General features: G+C 45.9%; 15 protein-coding genes. 5 read left to right on the plus strand and 10 right to left on the minus strand.

What is annotated here, in order from left to right; all coding sequences use genetic code 11:
• Nucleotides 1–172 precede the first annotated feature (172 nt).
• The 3 genes from KO531_RS09265 to purH form a co-directional block, all read right to left on the minus strand.
• Complete coding sequence (locus tag KO531_RS09265) at nucleotides 173–3,409, minus strand: ImpA family metalloprotease (RefSeq protein WP_219250982.1); 3,237 nt, start codon at nucleotides 3,407–3,409, stop codon at nucleotides 173–175.
• 183 nt (nucleotides 3,410–3,592) lie between these two features.
• Nucleotides 3,593–4,885, minus strand: a complete 1,293-nt coding sequence (purD, locus tag KO531_RS09270; RefSeq protein ID WP_131524201.1) for a phosphoribosylamine--glycine ligase — start codon at nucleotides 4,883–4,885, stop codon at nucleotides 3,593–3,595.
• 70 nt (nucleotides 4,886–4,955) lie between these two features.
• Entirely contained in the window at nucleotides 4,956–6,554 is a 1,599-nt protein-coding gene (gene purH, locus KO531_RS09275) for a bifunctional phosphoribosylaminoimidazolecarboxamide formyltransferase/IMP cyclohydrolase (protein WP_012090362.1), read from the minus strand.
• Between the two features lie 352 nt (nucleotides 6,555–6,906).
• Here purH and zntR point away from each other — a divergent pair, with 352 nt between their 5' ends.
• Together zntR and KO531_RS09285 are read left to right on the plus strand one after the other, a co-directional pair.
• The gene (gene zntR / locus KO531_RS09280; protein ID WP_113939245.1) at nucleotides 6,907–7,407 is read left to right on the plus strand and encodes a Zn(2+)-responsive transcriptional regulator; all 501 of its coding nucleotides are present in this window, start codon (nucleotides 6,907–6,909) and stop codon (nucleotides 7,405–7,407) included.
• A 2-nt stretch (nucleotides 7,408–7,409) separates the two neighbouring features.
• Nucleotides 7,410–8,906, plus strand: coding sequence for a permease (locus tag KO531_RS09285; RefSeq protein WP_219250983.1), 1,497 nt, complete (start codon nucleotides 7,410–7,412; stop codon nucleotides 8,904–8,906).
• 163 nt (nucleotides 8,907–9,069) lie between these two features.
• Here the strand turns inward: KO531_RS09285 and KO531_RS09290 are convergent, their stop codons facing one another.
• Nucleotides 9,070–9,771 carry a pseudouridine synthase gene (locus tag KO531_RS09290; RefSeq protein ID WP_219250984.1) on the minus strand — a complete coding sequence of 234 codons (702 nt, stop codon included), beginning with the start codon at nucleotides 9,769–9,771 and terminating at the stop codon, nucleotides 9,070–9,072.
• A gap of 261 nt (nucleotides 9,772–10,032) precedes the next feature.
• Complete coding sequence (locus tag KO531_RS09295; protein ID WP_219250985.1) at nucleotides 10,033–11,199, minus strand: MFS transporter; 1,167 nt, start codon at nucleotides 11,197–11,199, stop codon at nucleotides 10,033–10,035.
• A 609-nt stretch (nucleotides 11,200–11,808) separates the two neighbouring features.
• Between KO531_RS09295 and KO531_RS09300 the strand changes: the two genes are divergently transcribed.
• Complete coding sequence (locus KO531_RS09300; protein ID WP_168827785.1) at nucleotides 11,809–13,209, plus strand: DASS family sodium-coupled anion symporter; 1,401 nt, start codon at nucleotides 11,809–11,811, stop codon at nucleotides 13,207–13,209.
• Between the two features lie 162 nt (nucleotides 13,210–13,371).
• On the opposite strand, the gene KO531_RS09305 is transcribed toward KO531_RS09300, so the two are convergent.
• Complete coding sequence (locus tag KO531_RS09305) at nucleotides 13,372–13,806, minus strand: hypothetical protein (RefSeq protein WP_219250986.1); 435 nt, start codon at nucleotides 13,804–13,806, stop codon at nucleotides 13,372–13,374.
• Between the two features lie 57 nt (nucleotides 13,807–13,863).
• Nucleotides 13,864–14,286 (minus strand): thioredoxin TrxC, encoded by a 423-nt coding sequence (trxC, locus tag KO531_RS09310; RefSeq protein WP_219250987.1) that lies wholly within the window; start codon nucleotides 14,284–14,286, stop codon nucleotides 13,864–13,866.
• Nucleotides 14,287–14,520: 234 nt separating this feature from the next.
• Here trxC and KO531_RS09315 point away from each other — a divergent pair, with 234 nt between their 5' ends.
• Both KO531_RS09315 and KO531_RS09320 read left to right on the plus strand, forming a co-directional pair.
• A complete protein-coding gene (locus KO531_RS09315) occupies nucleotides 14,521–14,856 on the plus strand; it encodes an FKBP-type peptidyl-prolyl cis-trans isomerase (RefSeq protein WP_011845636.1) in 336 nt (111 codons plus the stop codon).
• Between the two features lie 142 nt (nucleotides 14,857–14,998).
• Entirely contained in the window at nucleotides 14,999–15,976 is a 978-nt protein-coding gene (locus KO531_RS09320; protein ID WP_219250988.1) for a sensor domain-containing diguanylate cyclase, read from the plus strand.
• A gap of 125 nt (nucleotides 15,977–16,101) precedes the next feature.
• Here the strand turns inward: KO531_RS09320 and KO531_RS09325 are convergent, their stop codons facing one another.
• From KO531_RS09325 to KO531_RS09335, 3 genes are all read right to left on the minus strand, one after another.
• On the minus strand, nucleotides 16,102–16,446 hold the full coding sequence (locus KO531_RS09325) for a cytochrome c3 family protein (RefSeq protein WP_105250378.1): 345 nt from the start codon (nucleotides 16,444–16,446) through the stop codon (nucleotides 16,102–16,104).
• A 69-nt stretch (nucleotides 16,447–16,515) separates the two neighbouring features.
• Complete coding sequence (locus tag KO531_RS09330; protein WP_219250989.1) at nucleotides 16,516–18,195, minus strand: FAD-binding protein; 1,680 nt, start codon at nucleotides 18,193–18,195, stop codon at nucleotides 16,516–16,518.
• 651 nt (nucleotides 18,196–18,846) lie between these two features.
• Entirely contained in the window at nucleotides 18,847–20,085 is a 1,239-nt protein-coding gene (locus KO531_RS09335; RefSeq protein ID WP_219250990.1) for an OprD family outer membrane porin, read from the minus strand.
• Nucleotides 20,086–20,194: the final 109 nt, after the last annotated feature.

A 20,194-nucleotide genomic window follows, 5' to 3' on the forward strand; every position in this document is an offset into this window, starting at 1 on the left:
CGGAATTGTGGGCTGGGAAAGGTTATGGCAAGGATGGTTTAAACTGCAAACCATCCTTGAAGGTTACCAGCTAGCCTTGTCTCTTGAGCAAAAGATGTGATCAAGAGACAGGCCAGAGCGAGGTTTATGAATAGCGTTAGTATCTTAGCGCGATTAAGATTTATTAGTGCAATTAAGGTTTAGCACACTGGGTTGGCGAACCCACTCCTTTCCACTGTGTAGTGCCATCAGTGAGTGACAGGGGCACAAAGGTTAAACCTTGGCTCATATTGGCGGGTGGCAAGTCGGTTTCTAACTCATACATGCCCATGGGGATAGCCCCTGATGTGGCATTGGCGGCTGTTTGTGCGGCCGCAAGGCTTGAGTAGCGCAGACCCAACATATCAAAGTGGTTGCGCCAATCTTTGCCTGTGAGTTTACTCAAAGACACCAGCATAAAGTCGTTGCCCGGAATATCTTTCACCGTTTTGCCACCGTAGACACTATTGCCTTCAAACGAAAATTGGCCAAAGCCCAGTTTGCTGCGATTCGCTTCCCAATCACTGGCGTTATTCGCATATTTACCGAAAATACGACTGTGTTGATACAGCAAGGTAAAGAGATTAAAGCCATTGTTCAGAGTGGTGCCGTCACTGAGCGTCATGCCGTGAGCCTTAAGCGCCATTTGGATGTAAAACGCCATGCGATAACCGTTATGCACTGCATAAGCATTGCTGGCCCAAGGCGCAGTGTACCTGTCTTCACCAGCATCGAGCACCTTACAATTGGCGTCAAACACTACGCGTTTACCACTGGTGTCTGTTGTACCTGCGGCATCGGACATAAACACATAAAAAAGATCCTTGTGGTTCATGTGACCATCGGTCACTGTGCCTGTATTGCCGTCGCGCAGATAATGGGTTTTCCACTTCACCACATAGGGGAAGATATTGTTGGAGTTTTCCCCTGCGCGGCTGCCATAACCTGCCCAGTTTTCATTATCACTTGCCGCAGCATATTGCACATTGAGACGGTTAGTTTGCAGATTGTGGCCTAACTCATGGTTATCACCCCAACCCGTTGGGTCGATATTCCATGCTGCGTCCCAAGGATTACCGCTACAACCTCCACCGCACTGGGCATTTTGGTCATAATTCGCGTGTTGAATGATAGTGCGGGTATGCAGACTATTATCGATACAGTCGTCGCCAAACAGTCCTTTGCAAGCCGCTAGCACATCGGCGGGTAAGGATTCACTTAAGCTCTTGCCTTGGATCTTAAGTCCCGCAAGGGTGTAAACGCTGTTGATATGGTCATCGACAATACTTTTGAGTAGCGCGTTTACATCGGGCACATCCCCGCCGATGGCGTTTAAAAAGCGGTCGCGACGCAGATGCTGCTCGGCACCATCGGTACGCAAGTCCACATGGGGTAATTCGGTATTTTGGATGCGATCGTTAAAGGCTGCTATTTCTGCAGGGTTTGAAAAATCCATAATGGTCGGATGTTTAGCCACATGCTCAGCGCTGACTTCGACACTTAACGCGCCGCTATCAGCACTCGAAGTATCACCACTGATATACAGATAAATCGGCCCACCGTAGGGGGAAGAAAATTCGAGACTTTGTCCTTGAGCTAAGCGTAGGCGTTGCTGCGCCAACTCCAATGGACCGCGGTAGATTTTCTGCTCATAGGCACGGTTAGTATTACGTCTGTGGTAGTTGAGTTTGATCTCCACATTTGCAGCGCTGCTATCGAGACGAGTCAGTTTAATGGTTTGTCCTGGCAGCGCATACCAGCCTGTGGTCGTCCATTGGCCTGCATAGGGCACGCTAATGGTTTTACGTTCAGTGACAGTCGCAGGATAAGCGTAGTGTGCATTGCTGCCCTTGCTGAGGTTAGCTCTGTCGGTAACATATTCACCTAAATCTGGCTGGGCTAAGTTATGGCTACGGGCATAGCTGACGGTCCAATCGGCAAATAGGGCCTGCTGCCACTGGGCGTATTCGCTGTAGGCTATGGGGTAGTCAATCTCGCTGCGATACTTATCGGCGAGCAGCAGTCCGGCCTTCATCAAGGGGAAGTCTGCTTTGGTAAACACATCGATAGCATGGTTATCTAAGGTTTCAGCATTGGCTCGATACCAATCGGCACCCGCCTTGAATGAGTCAACAAAGGCGGCAGTATTACAGCTCAAGTAATTACCGCCACAGTCGTTGAGTACAGAGGTGTCGAAGCGGCCTTCGTTAAGCTTGCCGAGCAAATTATTCACCTTGGCCAGGGCGGTGTCTTCGTGCAAAATGTCGGTCACACTGAGGTTATTGGTATTGAGTTTTGACCAGTAATTGCCAGAGGTAGAAAGCCCCATCTCAAGATAAAGTGGCGACAGTATTGGGCTTTCATTACGCCAGTAGTTAGAGAGCAACAAGGGAATTCCTGCCGCTTTGGCCTTAGCGATAGCGGCTTTTATGCCTGCAAAACCGAGTGACTGACGGTCTATGTCACTAATGATAATCAGATCCGGTTTCAGTGTGTTGATACAGTTGCTTAACTCGCTGTAGTCACAGGTATTTGCTGTATTAATGCTATGGGCTGCGGGGTAGTTGTTTGTAAGCCAAGTGCGGATCCCTTCATTATGGGGAAAGTACCAACTGTCAGCCTTGCTCGGCATTTGGGCGGTCACTATGCTGAGGCCGTCGGTTTTATCGGCGCCTTTGGTCAGCCAGCCTAAAAGGTTTTTCAATAAAGTATCAGTTTGCGCCGAAGTGTTGACAGAAAATAGATTTCCTCCCATGGCCGCATATCTTTGCCCCTGTTGCTCGCCCGCCATCACTAACCCACGAACGGCGCTTGCCCCACTGCCATCGACATTTGATGGCAAGACAGTAAAAGTGTTCTCCGGCATAAAGCTCGAAAAGGTAATTGAGTCATGGGTTGGATGCCAAGAGATGCTGCTACCGACACCTTGATATAGCTGATTTATCTGGGCTTTACGTTTGATGTCGATATTAGCGAGTTCGGCGATGCTGAAATCAATTAACTCACTCGCACTGGCAAGCCTGTGGTCTTGGTGTTTAATGGCATTTTCGGCATTACTGATAAATGTCGGCGTGATAGTGCAATCGGCCGTCATGGCCGTAGTGGTGTAAGTCAGCACATTGAGCGTGCCACCACAGCCAGTAATGCCCTCAAGCGTAAAGCCGGTATCGGCAGTAATGCTAAAAATAGCGCTTTTGCCAGACTCCACTTTTTGGCTGCTTGGACTCAGTGCGCCACCTATTACCGATAGGCTGCTGGCGGTGTATTGTACCAGCGCGGGAGGTCGGACTGGCGGCTGAGTGGGTGGTGTTGTCGTGCCAGCATCTTCTGAGCCGCCACCGCATCCGCTAAGCAGTATGGCAATGGAGGCATAAAGTAGTCTAATCCTCATGGGGAGTCCTTGATCTTTGTGTATTTAACATTTGGTTGACATTGTATCTTGTTGCTCCTGTTTTCAATAGAATTAATTATATAATTTTATTGAAAATCATGACGTTATATTTGACGCTTGTCAAAAAACAGGCACAAAAAAACCGGCTTCTTGCCGGTTTTTTAATAGAGATATTAATTAATCTTACTGTTCACGTGCGATTGCGCGATAACCAATATCGGTACGGAAATACACATCATCCCAGTGAATTTCATCAACCAATTTATAGGCGGCTTTTTGCGCTTCGGTGACGGTGTTACCCAGTGCCGTCGCACACAATACGCGACCGCCGTTGGTAACGACGTGGCCGTTTTTCATCTCAGTGCCCGCATGGAACACTTTGCCATTGTTATCGCCAAGGCTGAGACCGTCAATCACATCAAATTTGCGATATTCATCTGGGTAACCGCCAGCAGCCAATACCACACCCACGGCTGCGCGCTCGTCGTATTCAGCGGTCACTTTATCTAACTCGCCACGGGTGGCGGCTAAACAGAGTTCCACTAAGTCAGACTTTAACCGCATCATGATGGGCTGAGTTTCTGGATCGCCAAAGCGGCAGTTGTACTCGAGCACTTTGGCGCTGCCATCGGGTGATATCATCAAGCCCGCATACAGGAAACCTGTATAGATATTGCCTTCTGCCGCCATTCCATCAACCGTCGGGCGAATCACGTTTGCCACAGTCCAATCGTGTACCGCTTGGGTTACCACAGGTGCTGGCGAGTAAGCGCCCATGCCGCCAGTATTTGGGCCGTAATCGCCGTTATCACGGGCTTTATGATCTTGGCTGGTGGCCATTGGTAGAATATTCTTACCATCGACCATCACGATAAAGCTGGCTTCTTCGCCCTTGAGAAACTCTTCAATCACTACGCGCGAACCCGCTTCGCCAAACTTGTTACCGGCGAGCATGTCATCAATTGCGGCATCGGCTTCGGCTTGGTTTTGGGCGATGATCACGCCTTTTCCGGCGGCTAAACCGTCGGCTTTGATAACCACTGGATAACCCGTTGTGGCCGTTAATTCACGCACGAAAGCTTTGGCATCGCTGATTTCAGTGCAGTTTTTATAACCCGCCGTAGGAATATTGTGGCGGGCTAAAAAGTCTTTAGTGAAGGCTTTTGAACCTTCGAGTTGGGCTGCGGCTTTAGTTGGGCCAAAAATCGCTAAACCTGCGGCGTTGAAGGCATCGACGACACCGATAACGAGTGGTGCTTCTGGGCCGACTATGGTCAGTTCAATCTTATTAGTTTTCGCAAAATCGAGCAGAGCAGGGATGTCGGTGGCGCTGATCGCCAGATTTTCAACATTAGGTTCTAGGGCTGTGCCCGCATTACCGGGTGCTACATAAACGGTAACAACTTGAGCCGATTGAGCGGCTTTCCAAGCTAGGGCATGTTCGCGGCCGCCGCCACCAATGATTAACACTTTCATGGTTAAAACTCCCACACATCGCAAAGGAAAAGGCCCTAATCGCTAGGGCCAAGTTTGATTTAAGTTGTTATCAATGACGGAAGTGGCGCATGCCTGTCATCACCATGGCCATGCCGTGCTCGTCTGCTGCTGCGATGATTTCAGCATCGCGCATTGAGCCACCCGGTTGGATGATGCAGCTAATGCCCGCAGCCGCTGCGGCATCGATACCGTCACGGAAGGGGAAGAAAGCATCGGATGCCATTACAGAGTTCACCACTTCTAAGCCTTCATCGGCGGCCTTGATGCCAGCGATTTTCGCGCTGTAAACGCGGCTCATTTGGCCTGCGCCGACACCGATAGTCATGCCGTCTTTGGCATAAACAATGGCGTTAGATTTAACGAATTTCGCCACTTTCCAGCAGAACATTAAGTCTTTCAGTTCGCTTGCAGTTGGTTGACGTTTAGAGACCACTTTGATGTCTTCTAAACCGACCATGCCTTGGTCGCGATCTTGCACTAGTAAGCCGCCGTTAACACGTTTGTAGTCTAAGGTTTGGGTCTTAGTGTTCCACTGACCACATTCCAATAAACGCACGTTGGTCTTTTTCGCAACCACATCGCGCGCCGCTTGGCTGACGCTTGGGGCGATAATCACTTCAACGAATTGACGCTCAACGATAGCGCTTGCGGTGGCAGCATCTAATTCGCCGTTGAAGGCGATAATGCCACCGAAGGCTGAGGTTGGGTCAGTTTGATAAGCGCGGTTATAGGCATCGAGTAAGTCTTTACCTAAGGCCACACCACAAGGGTTAGCGTGTTTAACGATAACACAGGCGGGTTCCAAGAATTCTTTTACGCACTCAAGGGCGGCGTCGGTATCGGCAATATTGTTGTAAGACAAGGCTTTGCCTTGCAACTGAATCGCGGTAGCCACAGAAGCTTCATCAATTTTAGTGTCAACATAGAAAGCCGCTGCTTGATGGCTGTTTTCGCCATAGCGTAAGTCTTGTTTCTTCACTAATTGGGTGTTGAACGTGCGTGGGAACTTAGAATCAGCAAAGCATTCGTCCGTGCTGTGTGCAGGAACCATAGTACCGAAGTAGTTGGCGATCATGCCATCGTAACCCGCAGTGTGCTCAAAGGCTGCAATCGCTAAGTCGAAACGCGTCGCATGGGTCGTGCTGCCATTGTTAGCCGTCATTTCTGCAAGTACGCGTGAGTAATCGGCCGCATTCACCACGATAGTCACATCTTTATGGTTTTTCGCCGCAGCGCGCACCATAGTTGGACCGCCAATATCGATATTTTCGATAGCGTCTTCTAAGGTACAACCGGCTTTAGCCACAGTTTCAGCGAAGGGATAAAGGTTAACCGCAACTAGATCGATGGCATTGATATTGTTATCGGCCATCACGCTTTCATCAAGACCGCGGCGCGCCAAAATGCCGCCGTGCACTTTAGGGTGCAGCGTCTTAACGCGACCGTCCATGATCTCAGGGTGTCCTGTGTAATCAGATACTTCGATAACAGGCACGCCGTTATCCGCTAACAGGCGAGCGGTGCCGCCAGTTGATAACAATTCTACACCTTGGGCGTGAAGTGCTTTGGCGAACTCGAGAATTCCGGTTTTATCTGAAACGCTTAACAGCGCGCGACGAATGGGTCTGGCATTATTTGCAGCAGTCATTTGGGTACAGGGTCCAGTTATTTTAGTTTCAAGGATCTTTCGGAAAACAGAACAGCCTTAACGCTGTACTGCTTTCCAAAAGTCCCTTGGTCCTATTTTTACTTTATTAGCTAACTTTTTATCCCTTCGTCACAGCGCGCGTATTCTAGCGTAAAACTCGATTTACGGGTGTTTTTTCTGCGTGATTTCACAATATTCATATCAGAACAAAGCGGCATTGCCGTGTTGGCTTTCAGTAAAGTTAAAATTACCTCTTGACCTTGGAGTAGGCTCCAAGGTTTATACTTGCATTATTGAGTTGTATGCTGGAAATGATCCCTGAGTTGCGGACTATTTCGCAAAGGATGAAGACATGTATCGTATTGGTGAATTGGCGGATTTATGTGAGGTGAAAGCCGACACGTTAAGATTCTACGAGAAGCACGGCCTACTCGCGCCGTCGAGCCGTACTGAGTCTGGCTATCGAGTATATACCGAGGCCGATGCTGCGCGATTACGCTTTATTTTACGGGCGAAAGCTGTGGGTTTTACCCTCAATGAAATCAGTGAATTGCTGTCAATTGAACTCGATAAATCTAACCGAGTCTGTGCCGATGTAAAAGGCATGGTTGATTGTAAATTGGCTCAAGTACAGGCCAAAATTGCTGAGCTGAATCATTTTCAAGCGAGTTTACAAAGCTTGTCTGATGCTTGCTGTGGTGGGCCACGTAGCGCCGAACATTGCTCTATTTTAGAGGCGTTGGAGTCCAGCACTGAGCGGGTACGCGTTGAGCATCACTCTCATAATGTAAATCAGTACCAAGCGCACCAGAATAATCACGGCAAAGCCATTTATGAAGAGTCAGGGAATTAATTATGTTATTGAAGAATTTTATTGATCTGTTTTTAGACTCGGCGCCTTGGTTATTACTGGGCCTGATTTTAGCTGGGCTATTAAAAGTATTCGTGCCAATGGCGTGGATGCAAAAGCAGCTCGGTGGTCACGGTTTTAAAACCGTAGTGAAAGCGGCGCTGCTTGGCGCACCTTTACCTTTGTGTTCTTGTGGCGTTATTCCCGCAGCAGTTGGGCTGCGTCGCTCTGGTGCATCTAAAGCGGCCACCACCTCCTTTTTAGTCTCAACCCCTGAAACGGGCGTCGATTCCATCGCCGTTTCCTACGTGTTACTCGGCCCCTTTATGGCGATCGTCAGACCGATTGCAGCGATTACCAGTGCGATTGTGGCTGGCTTACTCGTTGGTCGCGATGATGACGATGGCAAGTCAGTGGTTAAGGTAAATACTCAATCAGATAAGCCATTAGAGGGTGAGGCGTCTTGCTGCGCTTCAAAATCAGTGGCTCAGCCAGAGATGGTAAAAGCCGAAGCGGTTAAAAGCTGCTGCTCATCGACTACGCCTACGATAACGCCCGTAAAGTCTTCCTGCTGTGGTAATGACAATGTTGATGCACCTGCAGCCGAGCCAAAGCCGAAGATCAAAATGACGCCTATGGCGGCGCAGAGCTTGATGGCAGGTCCTTCAAGTGTTATGGCTGTTGGCAGTCAAACCATGGGATCTGCTCAAACTATGGGTTCTGTGGTTAAGGTTAACGCTGCTAAAGCAGAAAGCGTGGGGTCATGTTGTGGCAGCCAAACCACAGAGCCTGAAAAAATAGTGGTGGTGAAAAAAGGCGCTTGCTGTGGTGGCAGTGCTAAGGATGCAGAGCAGGTGAGTACTAACACTGCAGGCGATAGCTGCTGTGCGTCTACTCAAGATATGGCGACTGAGTTTAAGTCGCAATCGGTACTCAGTCGTATCGGAATTGGCCTTAAATATGCGGCAACGGATTTAGTGCGTGATACTACGCTGTGGCTGCTGGTGGGCTTATTTTTCGCAGCTCTGGTACAAACCTATGTGCCGGCTGACTTTTTAGCTAAATGGGGCGATGGCATTCTGGCTATGCTAGTGATGGTGCTCGTTTCTGTGCCTATGTATATTTGCGCGACCGCATCGACACCGATTGCCGCTGGATTATTATTGGCGGGAGTGTCACCGGGTGCTGTACTCGTGTTTATGATGGCAGGTCCGGCAACCAATATCGCGACTTTAGGCATAGTGGCTAAAGAGCTAGGTAAACGTGCGCTGTGGGGCTACCTTGGCGGTGTGATTGGCGTGGCCTTAGTGGCCGGTATGTTGGTCAATTATCTGGTTAATACCTTTGGTTTTGTGGTGATGCCACAAATTGGTGAAGAGCACCAAATGTTACCTCAATGGTTAGTGGCAACCTCTGGCATATTGCTGGCGTTACTCATGGCAAAAGTGGTTTTTGAGAAGATCCCAAGAAGCTGGGTTCGCCGCAACGATTGCTGTTCTTAGTCGATTCATATTCCGCTAAGCAGTATCAAACAAATAAACATCCCAGTGTTGTTGCTAACACTGGGATTTTTTATGGGATTGATTTGCAAACCTATCAGTATTTGTTTGCTTTTTTAACGTCGATAAACGTAGGCGGCCTGTCGGCTTCAGCCTTGTTAATTGATTAGGATGGGAAGGAGCTTATCTCCGCCAAGGTTAAGTTGCGCCATTTCCCTACATCGATATCTAAGGTCACTGCGCCAATTTGCGCCCTGTGTAGGGCAACCACTTTATTGCCCACGGCGGCAAACATCCTTTTGACTTGATGAAACTTGCCTTCGGTGAGTGTGAGTAGCACGGTTTTTTCATCCACTTGCTGCAGTGTTGCTGGCAGAGTGAGGGCGGTTTCGCCCTGTAGATTTAGCCCAGCGTCAAACTTTGCGGCTATGGCTGCAGTCGCTTCGCTGTCGAGTGGATCTCGCAGTTGGATACGATAGACTTTTTCACACTGATATTGAGGCGAGATAATATTAAACGACCAGCGGCCATCGTCAGTCAGTAGCACTAAGCCTGTGGTATCAGCATCTAGGCGGCCAACGATGTGCAGGTCAAATGCACGTTCGATATCGAGCAGATGAAATAGCGAAGGGTAGGCACCATCCACATTTGAGCACAAGGTATTAGCAGGTTTGTGCAACATGATATAGCGAGATGGGCGTGGCGCTAGCGGCTTTCCATTAAGGCTGACAGTATTATTTTCATGCACTTGCATTGCGCAGTCTGTCACGATAGCGCCATTGACTGTGATTGAGCCGCTAAGAATGGCGACACTTGCGGCTTTGCGATCAAGATCTGTGCTTTTACAGAGGAATTTATCGAGGCGCATAGTGAAATCTCAGGAAAAACAGTCAGCACAGGTGTTTAAGTAAGCTGCATTATCGCGACTTAGGGAGGATAAGCAACTGCCCTGTCTGAATGTTAAAACTGAGCGTACTGATTTTTAACGTTATGACCTTTGTGGATCATTTTGCTGTTCGTTTTGTATTGATTTGACCGCAGATGTTTTCTATTTGAGCCACTCGATGAGCATATCGTTCATTAAGTGGCTGATTATTGAGTCGCAGTGCAATGTATTTTATGGGACTTGTTAAGGCGAGGAAAAACTTGGCTTAGTGTTAATAAGTAATTGAGCAAAAATGTAAATACTGCTCAGAATACAGCATATGCCTAAATAAATGAGTAAGCCGAACTCCGTTTGGCCAAAACTGCTGGCAACTAATGGGCCTATTACTGACCCCACCGAATAGCTCAGCAGCATCACTTGAGTCGCTGAAACAATTTGGCTAGCAGGCAAGTCGTCACAAGCTAAGCTGATTGCAATCGGGTAAAGGGCAAAAGCGCTGGCGCCAAGCAAGATAAATCCAATAATCAGCGTCATATTTGAATGCTGAGTGAGCAGTAATAATGCTGCGACACCCAGTAGGCAAAAGCTTACTATCAAGCCACTTTTGTTAACTCGAGGAGATAAATAACTGACTAAAGGTTGTACCAGCATGCCACCTACAATGATGAGGGCCATAAATTGTCCTGTTTGCTGATCAAGCCCCATATCCAGTGCCACATAGATGGGAAGTAAACCATAGATAGGGCCAAGCAATAATCCAGAGACTAAACATCCCATAATGGCAGGCTGACTTAGGTTTTTTAGCGCAGACAATGACATTGATTGTTGTTCGCTTACCTGAGGTTGACCGCGTTTTACCAGTAGCGCGGGTAAACTTGCCGCGGCTAATAATCCCATGATCACTAGGTAAGGTAGATTGCCCTTTGTACCTAAATAATCAATGGCTAATTGTCCTAAGGCAGTGCCTCCATAAAGCGCTGTCATATAAAGTCCAAGCCGCTTAGCGCGTTGCTTTTGGGTATCGGCCATTAATAGCCATGATTCAACAACCACAAAAATCCCTGCAACCGCAAATCCCGCTATAAGTCGAGAGGCTAACCAGACTCCACTTTTGGGGATTAATATCATAGCGACAACGCTGCAAAGAAGGATATTCAAAAAAAGGATAAAGGCTTTACTGTGGCCGATACGGGCAACAACAGGAGCAATACAAGGCGCCCCCAGTAATAAACCTAAATAAAAAATACTGGCCAGTAATGGAGCAAGTGAGGTGCTGAGTTCGAAAAAAGTGAGCGACAGTGGGATTAAGCTCATCAAGTAGCCTGATGCCAAAGCAAACAAACTTAACCCTGCTACGGGGACGAAAAGGCTGGGTTTTTGAGCCGACTGAGTTAAGGCAATTTTTTCCACGGGCGGTTCCGAAAACAGACAAATAATATACAGCGGGCGGGGTTGCGGTCGCGACTTTAGGCTGGATCGCTAACAGGGTAAAGTGAGTTAGATTGACTGTGGTGGTGAATAATATTTGTGTTTACTATTCATGTAGATATTGGGTTTTCTATGTTGCTTTGTTGCAATACGTTTGTGTTGTTCGCTTGCTGTTCACTGCGTCGCAGTTTTAGTGCACATTCAACGATATCTAGATTCGATTTAGCGCTACACATTCAATTTAGTGCCAAATTTGGGGAATAATACCTAATCCTACCAATGATCAGAAGGTATGATTAATTAGTTGATTATCACCTTGGTAGAAAGTGTGGCGTGATCTATATCTCAGTTTTAAACATTAATTAAATTACAACGTGGGCAAGGTTTTGTTCGATCTTTGTCCGTTTGAAATTTTAAAACAAAGGTGTCGATCAGAATTTGGTGATTATTGTCGCTAATCGGCTGTTTGTGCGTGCTAGCTCAGCAATAAATGTTGTTGCCAAGTGATAAAATTACAAAATAAACCGCTTTGCCAAGTGTGATCTATGCCCTAAATTTGCGTCAAAATAAAATGGTATTAAGGTTGTAACCATGTCTTTAACAGATTCAAGTACTGCTCCACCTAATAAAGCTCCTGTCAGTGAGGGGCTCGATAAGAAAAAAATGCTGATCCTAGTGGCTGATATTGTGCTGTTATTTGCACTTTATTACGGTTTACCTTTCGAGCAAGGGGTGAATACTGGGCTGGCCATTTTGTTCTTTGCCGCGATTCTTTGGCTGACCGAAGCGATTCACATCAGTATCACTGCGATTCTCGTTCCTATACTCGCCGTATTCTTTGGGGTGTTTGAAACCAAGGAGGCGATGAGTAACTTTGCCAATCCCATCATTTACTTATTCTTTGGGGGTTTCGTATTGGCTGCGGCCTTGCACCATCAAAAGATTGATACCCTCATAGCGCAAAAGCTGCTGCTAGCCTCTAAGGGCAAACTCAGTATTGCCTGTTTGATGCTGTTTGGAGTAACTGCGCTGCTCTCAATGTGGATCAGCAATACCGCGACCACGGCGATGATGTTGCCATTGGCACTGGGGATTTTGCAGCAGCTCGACCGCGAAAAATACCACAGCACCTATGTATTCCTTCTGCTCGGTATTGCCTATTCAGCCAACATCGGCGGTATTGGTACTTTAGTGGGTAGCCCACCGAATGCGATTGCTGCGGCTCAAGTGGGCTTAAGTTTTAGTGATTGGCTGAAGTTTGGTATTCCAACCGTTATCCTCATGCTACCTATGATGTTGATTGCCTTGTATTGGTATTTTAAGCCTGATCTTTCTGCCAAATTCGATGTTAATGTTGAAGCTCAGAAGCTGACATTTCAGGGGAAATTTACTCTGCTTATCTTCCTGACTACCGTATGTTGCTGGATTTTCAGTGTGCCGTTAGCCAAGGCATTAGGTGGCATCACTCAGTTTGATACCATAGTCGCCTTAGGGGCCGTCGTTTTACTCTCGGGCTTAGGTTTGGTCGGCTGGAAGAAAATTGAATCGACCACAGATTGGGGCGTACTCATATTGTTTGGTGGCGGTTTAACACTGAGCGCAGTACTAAAAACGACTGGCACCAGCGTATTTTTAGCTCACTGGATGACAGATATTTTCGGTAGCACTCACATGTCGTTGTTCGTCTTTGCTGTGATTGCTTTTGTGGTGATGTTGACTGAATTTGCCAGTAACACCGCCAGTGCTGCACTGTTAGTGCCTGTATTTGCTGCGATTGCTGAGGCATTAGGCATATCGCCTGTAATGTTATCTGTACTGATTGGTATTGCAGCTTCTTGCGCCTTTATGCTGCCGGTGGCGACACCGCCCAATGCTATCGTTTATGGTTCTGGCCATATCAAGCAATCGGAAATGGTGCGAGTGGGTATGATCATCAACTTTATCAGTATGATAGTCTTGGGTATTATCGCCCATACCTTCTGGGATATTTAACACTGATATAGTTCATGGCAACTTTGTGTTTCAACGTTGCCGCTATAATAGTATTCGCCTTATGAAGAGCATAGGGCGGATACGCATTTTTCCTAGCAGAGTCGTCGTACCGAGTTTTTGGGCTTAGTGTTTCGAAGCTTACTCTATGCTTATGTTTTGCACTTAATTTGAGGTTAAGTTGCGACTAAAAGTATTTGCGCTATAAATTGCTTGATGTTGATAACGTAGATAAAAGATTTCTTTTACGTTGATGATATCAATCTGTTCAATGTCATTTTTATATAATACGGGAGCGGTATCGCCTTCAGTGACAGTAACGGCTTGTAAAATAATAGGCTTATCTGTCATGGCAAAAAACACTTCTGCTTGCTGTAAATTCTCTGAAAGATAAACATAAGCTGTCTGCGGCTCGGCAGAATTATGATCACTGCGAGTAAAGGCTATCCCTTGCTCGAATGGGCGAATGCATTGCTGAGTTTCATCGTTCCAAGTCCCTCCCTTGTCGAGACAAGTATCAATTGTGAGATATTGTTGTAAACCCCATCCTGTCACCACTAGCAAGAGCACTGCGCCCAGTAAGAACATTGCTTTTTTCAATTTTCGTTACCTTTACAAATTAGCTCGGCTGAGCGTTTGTATCTTAGCTCAATCCTCTTATTTATAGGCATTTAACCATTGGTTTAACGCTGAGGAGGGCAAAGCTCCGGCTTGCTGGGCGAGTATGTGGCCTTGTTTAAAAATCATTAAGGTTGGAATAGATCGAATGTTAAATTGAGCCGCGAGGGCTTGCTGTTCTTCAGTATTGATTTTACCGAAGCGAAATTGAGGTTCCCATGTCTTAGCTGCTGCAGAAAATATGGGCGCAAAACTTTTACAGGGCCCACACCAGCTGGCCCAAAAGTCGACGACAAGGGGAAGCTCTGATTTATTGGCATGGTTGGCAAAGTTTGTGCTATTGAGTTCAATTGGCGCAGCCGTAAAGACACTGAGCTTACATTTACCGCAAGTGGGTTGTTGGTTTAAACGCTCATCGGGAACGCGGTTTAACGTATCGCAATGGGGGCAGGCAATAATCATGGCAAAGCTCCAAAATAAAACGTTTATACGACTTATATATTGGGCTAACCGACAGTAATTTAAAGGGCGAGTGATGATGTTATCGCCCATGATGACCTTATTATTAAGGATTAAGCAGTGAACCGAGCTGCAGAAATGTTTAGATTGCGCCGACAAGCCCGCTCGTCGGTGATAAAATCCTGCGCAAAGTTGAATATCACGCCCTAAGTGCGAACAAGAAAAGAGAATGAAGATATGACTGAATTAGAAGTAATCGATCTGCAAGTGGGCGAAGGAAAAGAAGCGGTAAAAGGCGCACTGATCACCACCCAATATCGGGGATTTTTGCAGGATGGCACCCAATTCGATTCATCCTATGATCGTGGTCAGGCGTTTCAATGTGTAATTGGTACTGGCCGAGTCATTAAAGGCTGGGATCAAGGTATTATGGGGATGAAAGTGGGTGGCAAACGTAAGTTGTTAGTCCCAGCTCACTTAGCCTATGGCGAGCGTCAAGTGGGGGCACATATCAAACCAAATTCTGATCTCACCTTTGAGATCGAATTGCTCGAAGTGCTGACTCGCGACTAAGCGTGACAGGACTGCGAGAGTCTGTGTAAGCTCAATTGAGCCAATATGATTCTGGCTCATTTTGCACTCCTCGCTATGTTTCTTCGGCATTGGGTGATTTACACTGGACTCAATTTTCCCACTTAATGGAAAGAGATTTGTCGTGGCTTCGGATACTGCAGCAGAGTTAATTGCGCAACTTCAGGCTGAGATCGCTCAGCTAAAAAGTGAAAACGCTCATTTAGCAGCGTTGAATTATCGTGCCGAAGAAAAACTCTTTGCGGCCCTCGATGGTAATGGTTTATGTCTATGGGAACAGCATATTCCAAGCGGAAATTTAACCATATTTAACATGCGCTGGGGCGAAATGCTCGGGTTTAGTCCTGAAGAGTTTGCTGCCCATGTTGATATCTGGAAAAGTAAGTTACACCCCGAAGATAAAGAATGGGTGATAAAAGCCTTTGAAGATCATGTGAATGGTCAAGCCGATTACTATCAAGCAGTTCACAGAATGCTACACAAAGATGGCAGCATAACCTGGGTGTCCGATCGTGGGCGTATTGTCGAGCGCTTAGCTGATGGAACACCACTGCGAATGATGGGCAGCCATATTGATATTACTCAAGAAAAGCGCTACGAAATAGATTTAGCCCGTTTAGCTCACAGTGATCCACTCACCAACTTAATGAATCGCCAAGCTATTGCCAAAGTATTCGATGAATCCTCGCAATCAGGTATTCACGGTGCGTTATTTTTTATCGACCTTGATGGTTTTAAAGCGTTAAATGACCGTCACGGCCATAAGTTTGGTGACAGCCTGTTGATGCACGTTGCGCATACTTTGGTATCTCATGCAGGTGAATTTGCGCAGATCGCACGGTTAGGGGGTGACGAGTTTGTGATATTACTGCCGTCATTTGATCGTGAATCTTTAGGGGCGCTCGCACAATCATTGCTCGATGTTTATCGAGATAAATTCCTGCTAGAAGGTTGTGAAGTAGAGGTAGGCCTGAGTATCGGTATTGATATATTTGGCTATGGTGATAGTTTTGCCGAGAGTTGTGATCGCGCGGATGCCGCCATGTATCGCGTGAAACACCAAGGAAAGCATGGATATTGTTTTTATCAGTCGTCGGAATAATGATCCAAGCCTGCAGATCTTAGTAATACTTAATTTATATTTGATTACAGTGCTTTATTCGAACAAAAAACCACCTTTAATGGTGGTTTTTTGTTTTTTAGCTTTTTAAGCTTAGTGTCATCAGCTTATGGAGTTACAAAATTAAATGGTTGATGGCAACTGACACAATAGTTTTCAGATTTTTTGTGTACATGGTGGCACTTACTGCAATCAGTTTCGGTGTCGAAGTGGCGATTTTTATGGGGATTGGTTGGTTTTACATCCGCCGTTTTTTCCGCTAATTTCTTAGTGTTGTGGCATTGTACACACTTGAGCATAGGGACGGCTTGTCGTTCTTCTGCACCATGGCAGCTTGCACATTTAAGCCCTTTCGCCATATGAGTTTGATCGAGTAAAGTACTCTCTTTAGCGAACGCGCTGCCAGCGAAAATACCCAAAATAATAGCCAATATAATTGTTAAGTTTTTCATTGTTTGATCCCATTATTCATTTCACAGGATGCCAAAATGTGAGGCATCCATTATTGATGACTATGTGTTCTATAGTTTTGCTACATATTTGCCCGCTAAATAGCCGAAGGTGTAGCAGCGACCTAAAGACAAGCCAAATACCGTTAATGGGTAGTCAACGCCACCATAGAAACCTGCGCCTAAGTTACCAACAATGAATAAACCTGGAATTTCCTTACCATCGGCATCAAGTACTTGGTGGTTGTCGTTAACGAGAATTCCTGAACATAAAGTAGAAATACGCATACGACGGTGAATACCGTAAAACGGTGGTTTGAGCACTGGTACCATTTTGCTTTTAGGTTTACCGAAGTCCTCATCTTTACCTTTTTTGCACAGCTCGTTATAACGGTTAACGCTGGCAACAAAGGTTTTTGGATCACACTCTAACTTCACCGCCAATTCTTCTAATGTGTTAGCTGAATGGGTGTTGATCAAAGAGGGAAATACTCCTGTTTTCTCACCAGGAACTTCAGGCATGTAAACTTTAAGCTCTTCAGGAGAATAGAGGTGGCCAGGCCAATCCTTCGCTTGCGTCATATAGTCAGAATCAAATACTTGTGAGTAATGCCCCGCATTCTGCTCATCTTTCAAGTAGTTATTCATTAGAGACATCTCAACCTTCTCATTCACAAAGCGCTCACCTTTACGGTTTACCGCTAAGAATGGCATGTCACACATGGAAGCCGGGCCGGCATCGAAGTCGTGCAACATTTTGGTATGTCCAACAGGTTCGATAACGCCGCCAGCCCAATAGGCCATAGCAAAACCGTCACCGGTACGATCCATTTGTTTACGTTCAAAGTTTTTCAGTTCGGGGATGAAGAAGTCACACATGGCTTTGTTATTTTGATAGTCGCCAGAGGACAGAATGACACCTTTCTTCGCCATGTATTTGTGGTATTTACCATCACGAGTTTGAGCAATGACGCCGATGACTTTTCCTGACTCATCCTGGATTAATTGTTGTGCAGGAGTATTAAAGAAAAACTTAACGCCTGCTTTTTCTGCTGTTTTAGCTAATGCGCGCATAGCATCACCCGTGGTGTAGGGTTTAGGGCCGCAGAAAGAAGTGATAAAATTTAAACGGTCATCAGTATCAGCAATTCCGCGAATACCGTGCTGCACTTTAGTTCCTTGGTCAACAATCTGGCCGCCACCTTGTTTCACTCTATCGATAACCCAAGTGACAGCTTCACCTGAATTGTAAGCCCATTGCTTAAGAAGACCGGGATGTGAACGGTGCGCGTTATCCGCCATTAAACGGCTAACTAAAGCTTCAATTGCTGATTTATCACTGTTTTTCAGGTCAATCCCTGAACCAGTGTTTCCTTGAGAGACTGGGATGGCTTGCTTTTGTAAACACGCAACGGTTGCACCACTTTCTCTGGCTGATAGAGCCGCAGGCACACCAGAAGCTCCAGCACCGACGACGACAACATCAAAGGTTTGGGTTGTTGCAATATCTTTATCAGCAATAGGTTTTGGCTTAGGTAGAAAATTGAGCGTTGCGCCGCCAATTTCGCCATATTCAGTGCCAACTTGAAGGGGTGCAGCACTCGCTGAAGCAATACCAAGACTTGCAAAGGCTAAGCCACCACTTCCCACTGCAGCTCGAGTTAGGAAACTTCTTCGAGATATACCATTCTGAAGCACGCTAGCAGTGTATTGATCGATTTCTTTCGGTTTCTGTGAATGCTCTTTACTCATTTTGATACTCCTTGGGTCCTCATTGCTAAGGTCGATATGACATCGTTAGCAACGACAATGGATCTGGCCATAACCGCATGTGATTTGTTTGCTTTAAAAACTAGAAGTGCAGTTGTGTGAAAGTGATTAAATTCTCATTCATTAACAACATACGTTTAAATGTATGACATATGACAATAAACCAAAAGAGGTATTAATTACATCTTTGCAGTGCTTCACAAAATGCTGGAGTTTTGAGCTGTTAATATGATTATTCTTTTTGAAACAAGCTAATGTAGGACTTTCTTTATTAAATAATGCAGTGAATTTTTTGAGGAAGATGTATTTCTTAAATACAGTGATCAAAATAAAATATGTGTTGTTAAGCTATTTCACTACATATATTTAGTGTTCTAGGTTTACGGGAGTTAATTGTGGTAATGAGGCGTTAGAGTCATCGTTATTTCCGCATCCGATAAATAAGACACATGAAATAGCCATGGCTGGAATAATTAAGAAATTATTTTTCCATTTTTGATCTCAATAATTAAGTCAACGCATTCACCGCAACATTTAAATGGATTGAGCATTTTGCAGTGTAAAAACCGGGTGTATCCAACAAGGCTGATACACCCATATAAGTTTTGGTGCAGGGGAGTTAAAACGGATGAACTATTTACCTAAGGCAAATTTATAAGTGACATATAAACGCAGATCGTCAAGATCTTCGGCTTGATCAAAATCGACCATGGCATAACGCGCCTTAAGACCTAGGCCCGATAACATGCCTGAAAATTTATAGGCGATTGAAAAGTTTGTTTCATTAAAATCTGACGCAGTCCCCTCTGGCACATCGTACTGCCCATAAAAGGCATAGGCTTCTAATCCACTCACCCCTAATTTTTCAAAGTCATAGGCCAGCTTTAACGCGTTGACCTCTTCATTCGCCCGTGCAGATTGATATACCTGTTGAATGACCACTTTTTCATCGCCCCATGGGGTCAGCACTGTGTCATCCCCGGTTTTGGCGTACATATAAGTGAGATCTGCCCCCGCCAATTTGGCGCCAAGATGGAAGCCATATTGATAGGTATCGAGTGGGCCGCCGGTTTCATCACCTATTGCCTGTTGAGTTAAATAGGAAGGTGTTAAGTACAAATTCGTTGGACCAACATCAGCGGCTAATTTCACTTTGGCATAGGTTTGATTGAAAACATCTTCCATGCTGTAGTGCCAAAGATGGGCTTCAGTTTGGACTGTCTTAAAGGGCAATTGATATTTAGCACCTAGGGCATAAACTGGGTTATCGGCAACATCTGCCACAATACCCGCTCTTGCTAATTCGCTTTGTACCGCCTCTTTTACGGATACGAAGTTATTATCAGACCACCCCATGGAATCTGTAATATAGAGTGCTGATAACGTTAGATTGTCAACACTCTTATTTTCTGCTGAAAAGCCGCGAAAAGTTCGTGGGATCGCACGAATGTCATGGGGATTCATCATTGGTGTGCGCAGTTCTTGTGCACCTAATTTGAATTGAGTATCCCACCAATTACCTTGGACAAAATACTCCTGTAAACGGTTGACGTTGTCATGGTCGCCAGCGGCATCGCGAGCAACTAGGCCGTAGACATCATCTGAATCATTGGTCCAAATGGGATTTGCAGATGCGAAGCTGGTCCCAAAACTAAGGCCATTCACTTTTGCGGTATTGTAATAAAACAGTCCGCCAAATGACGTATCGTGTTTAGTGTTCGTCGTATTATCAAAGTCACGGGTAAAATCGAATAAGCGTAATTCCCCTTTTAACGTACCTTGGCTAAACATTTGATCAATGCTGGTATCAGCCGTAGCAGGAATCGCTAGCGTAGATAGCACAAGCAAAGATAAATAAGATTTTTTCATCATCATCTTCCCTATTATTAGTAAGCCCTGATCAGAATTGTCTGAGCTAGTTAAAGAAATTATGTTTAACATTCTTAGGTTAAATGTATGACGTATGACTAATGTCGACAAC

Source organism: Shewanella sp. NKUCC06_TVS (assembly GCF_019345515.1).
GTDB classification, from domain to species: Bacteria; Pseudomonadota; Gammaproteobacteria; order Enterobacterales; family Shewanellaceae; genus Shewanella; species Shewanella oncorhynchi.

Bases quoted from the DNA above. Each gene is read 5' to 3' on its own strand.
- KO531_RS09300 (WP_168827785.1), top strand. From the start codon at position 11,809: ATGTCTTTAACAGATTCAAGTACTGCTCCACCTAATAAAGCTCCTGTC.
- KO531_RS09290 (WP_219250984.1), bottom strand. From the start codon at position 9,771: ATGCGCCTCGATAAATTCCTCTGTAAAAGCACAGATCTTGATCGCAAA.
- KO531_RS09315 (WP_011845636.1), top strand. From the start codon at position 14,521: ATGACTGAATTAGAAGTAATCGATCTGCAAGTGGGCGAAGGAAAAGAA.
- trxC (WP_219250987.1), bottom strand. From the start codon at position 14,286: ATGATTATTGCCTGCCCCCATTGCGATACGTTAAACCGCGTTCCCGAT.
- purH (WP_012090362.1), bottom strand. From the start codon at position 6,554: ATGACTGCTGCAAATAATGCCAGACCCATTCGTCGCGCGCTGTTAAGC.
- KO531_RS09285 (WP_219250983.1), top strand. From the start codon at position 7,410: ATGTTATTGAAGAATTTTATTGATCTGTTTTTAGACTCGGCGCCTTGG.
- purD (WP_131524201.1), bottom strand. From the start codon at position 4,885: ATGAAAGTGTTAATCATTGGTGGCGGCGGCCGCGAACATGCCCTAGCT.
- KO531_RS09265 (WP_219250982.1), bottom strand. From the start codon at position 3,409: ATGAGGATTAGACTACTTTATGCCTCCATTGCCATACTGCTTAGCGGA.
- KO531_RS09335 (WP_219250990.1), bottom strand. From the start codon at position 20,085: ATGATGAAAAAATCTTATTTATCTTTGCTTGTGCTATCTACGCTAGCG.
- zntR (WP_113939245.1), top strand. From the start codon at position 6,907: ATGTATCGTATTGGTGAATTGGCGGATTTATGTGAGGTGAAAGCCGAC.
- KO531_RS09325 (WP_105250378.1), bottom strand. From the start codon at position 16,446: ATGAAAAACTTAACAATTATATTGGCTATTATTTTGGGTATTTTCGCT.
- KO531_RS09330 (WP_219250989.1), bottom strand. From the start codon at position 18,195: ATGAGTAAAGAGCATTCACAGAAACCGAAAGAAATCGATCAATACACT.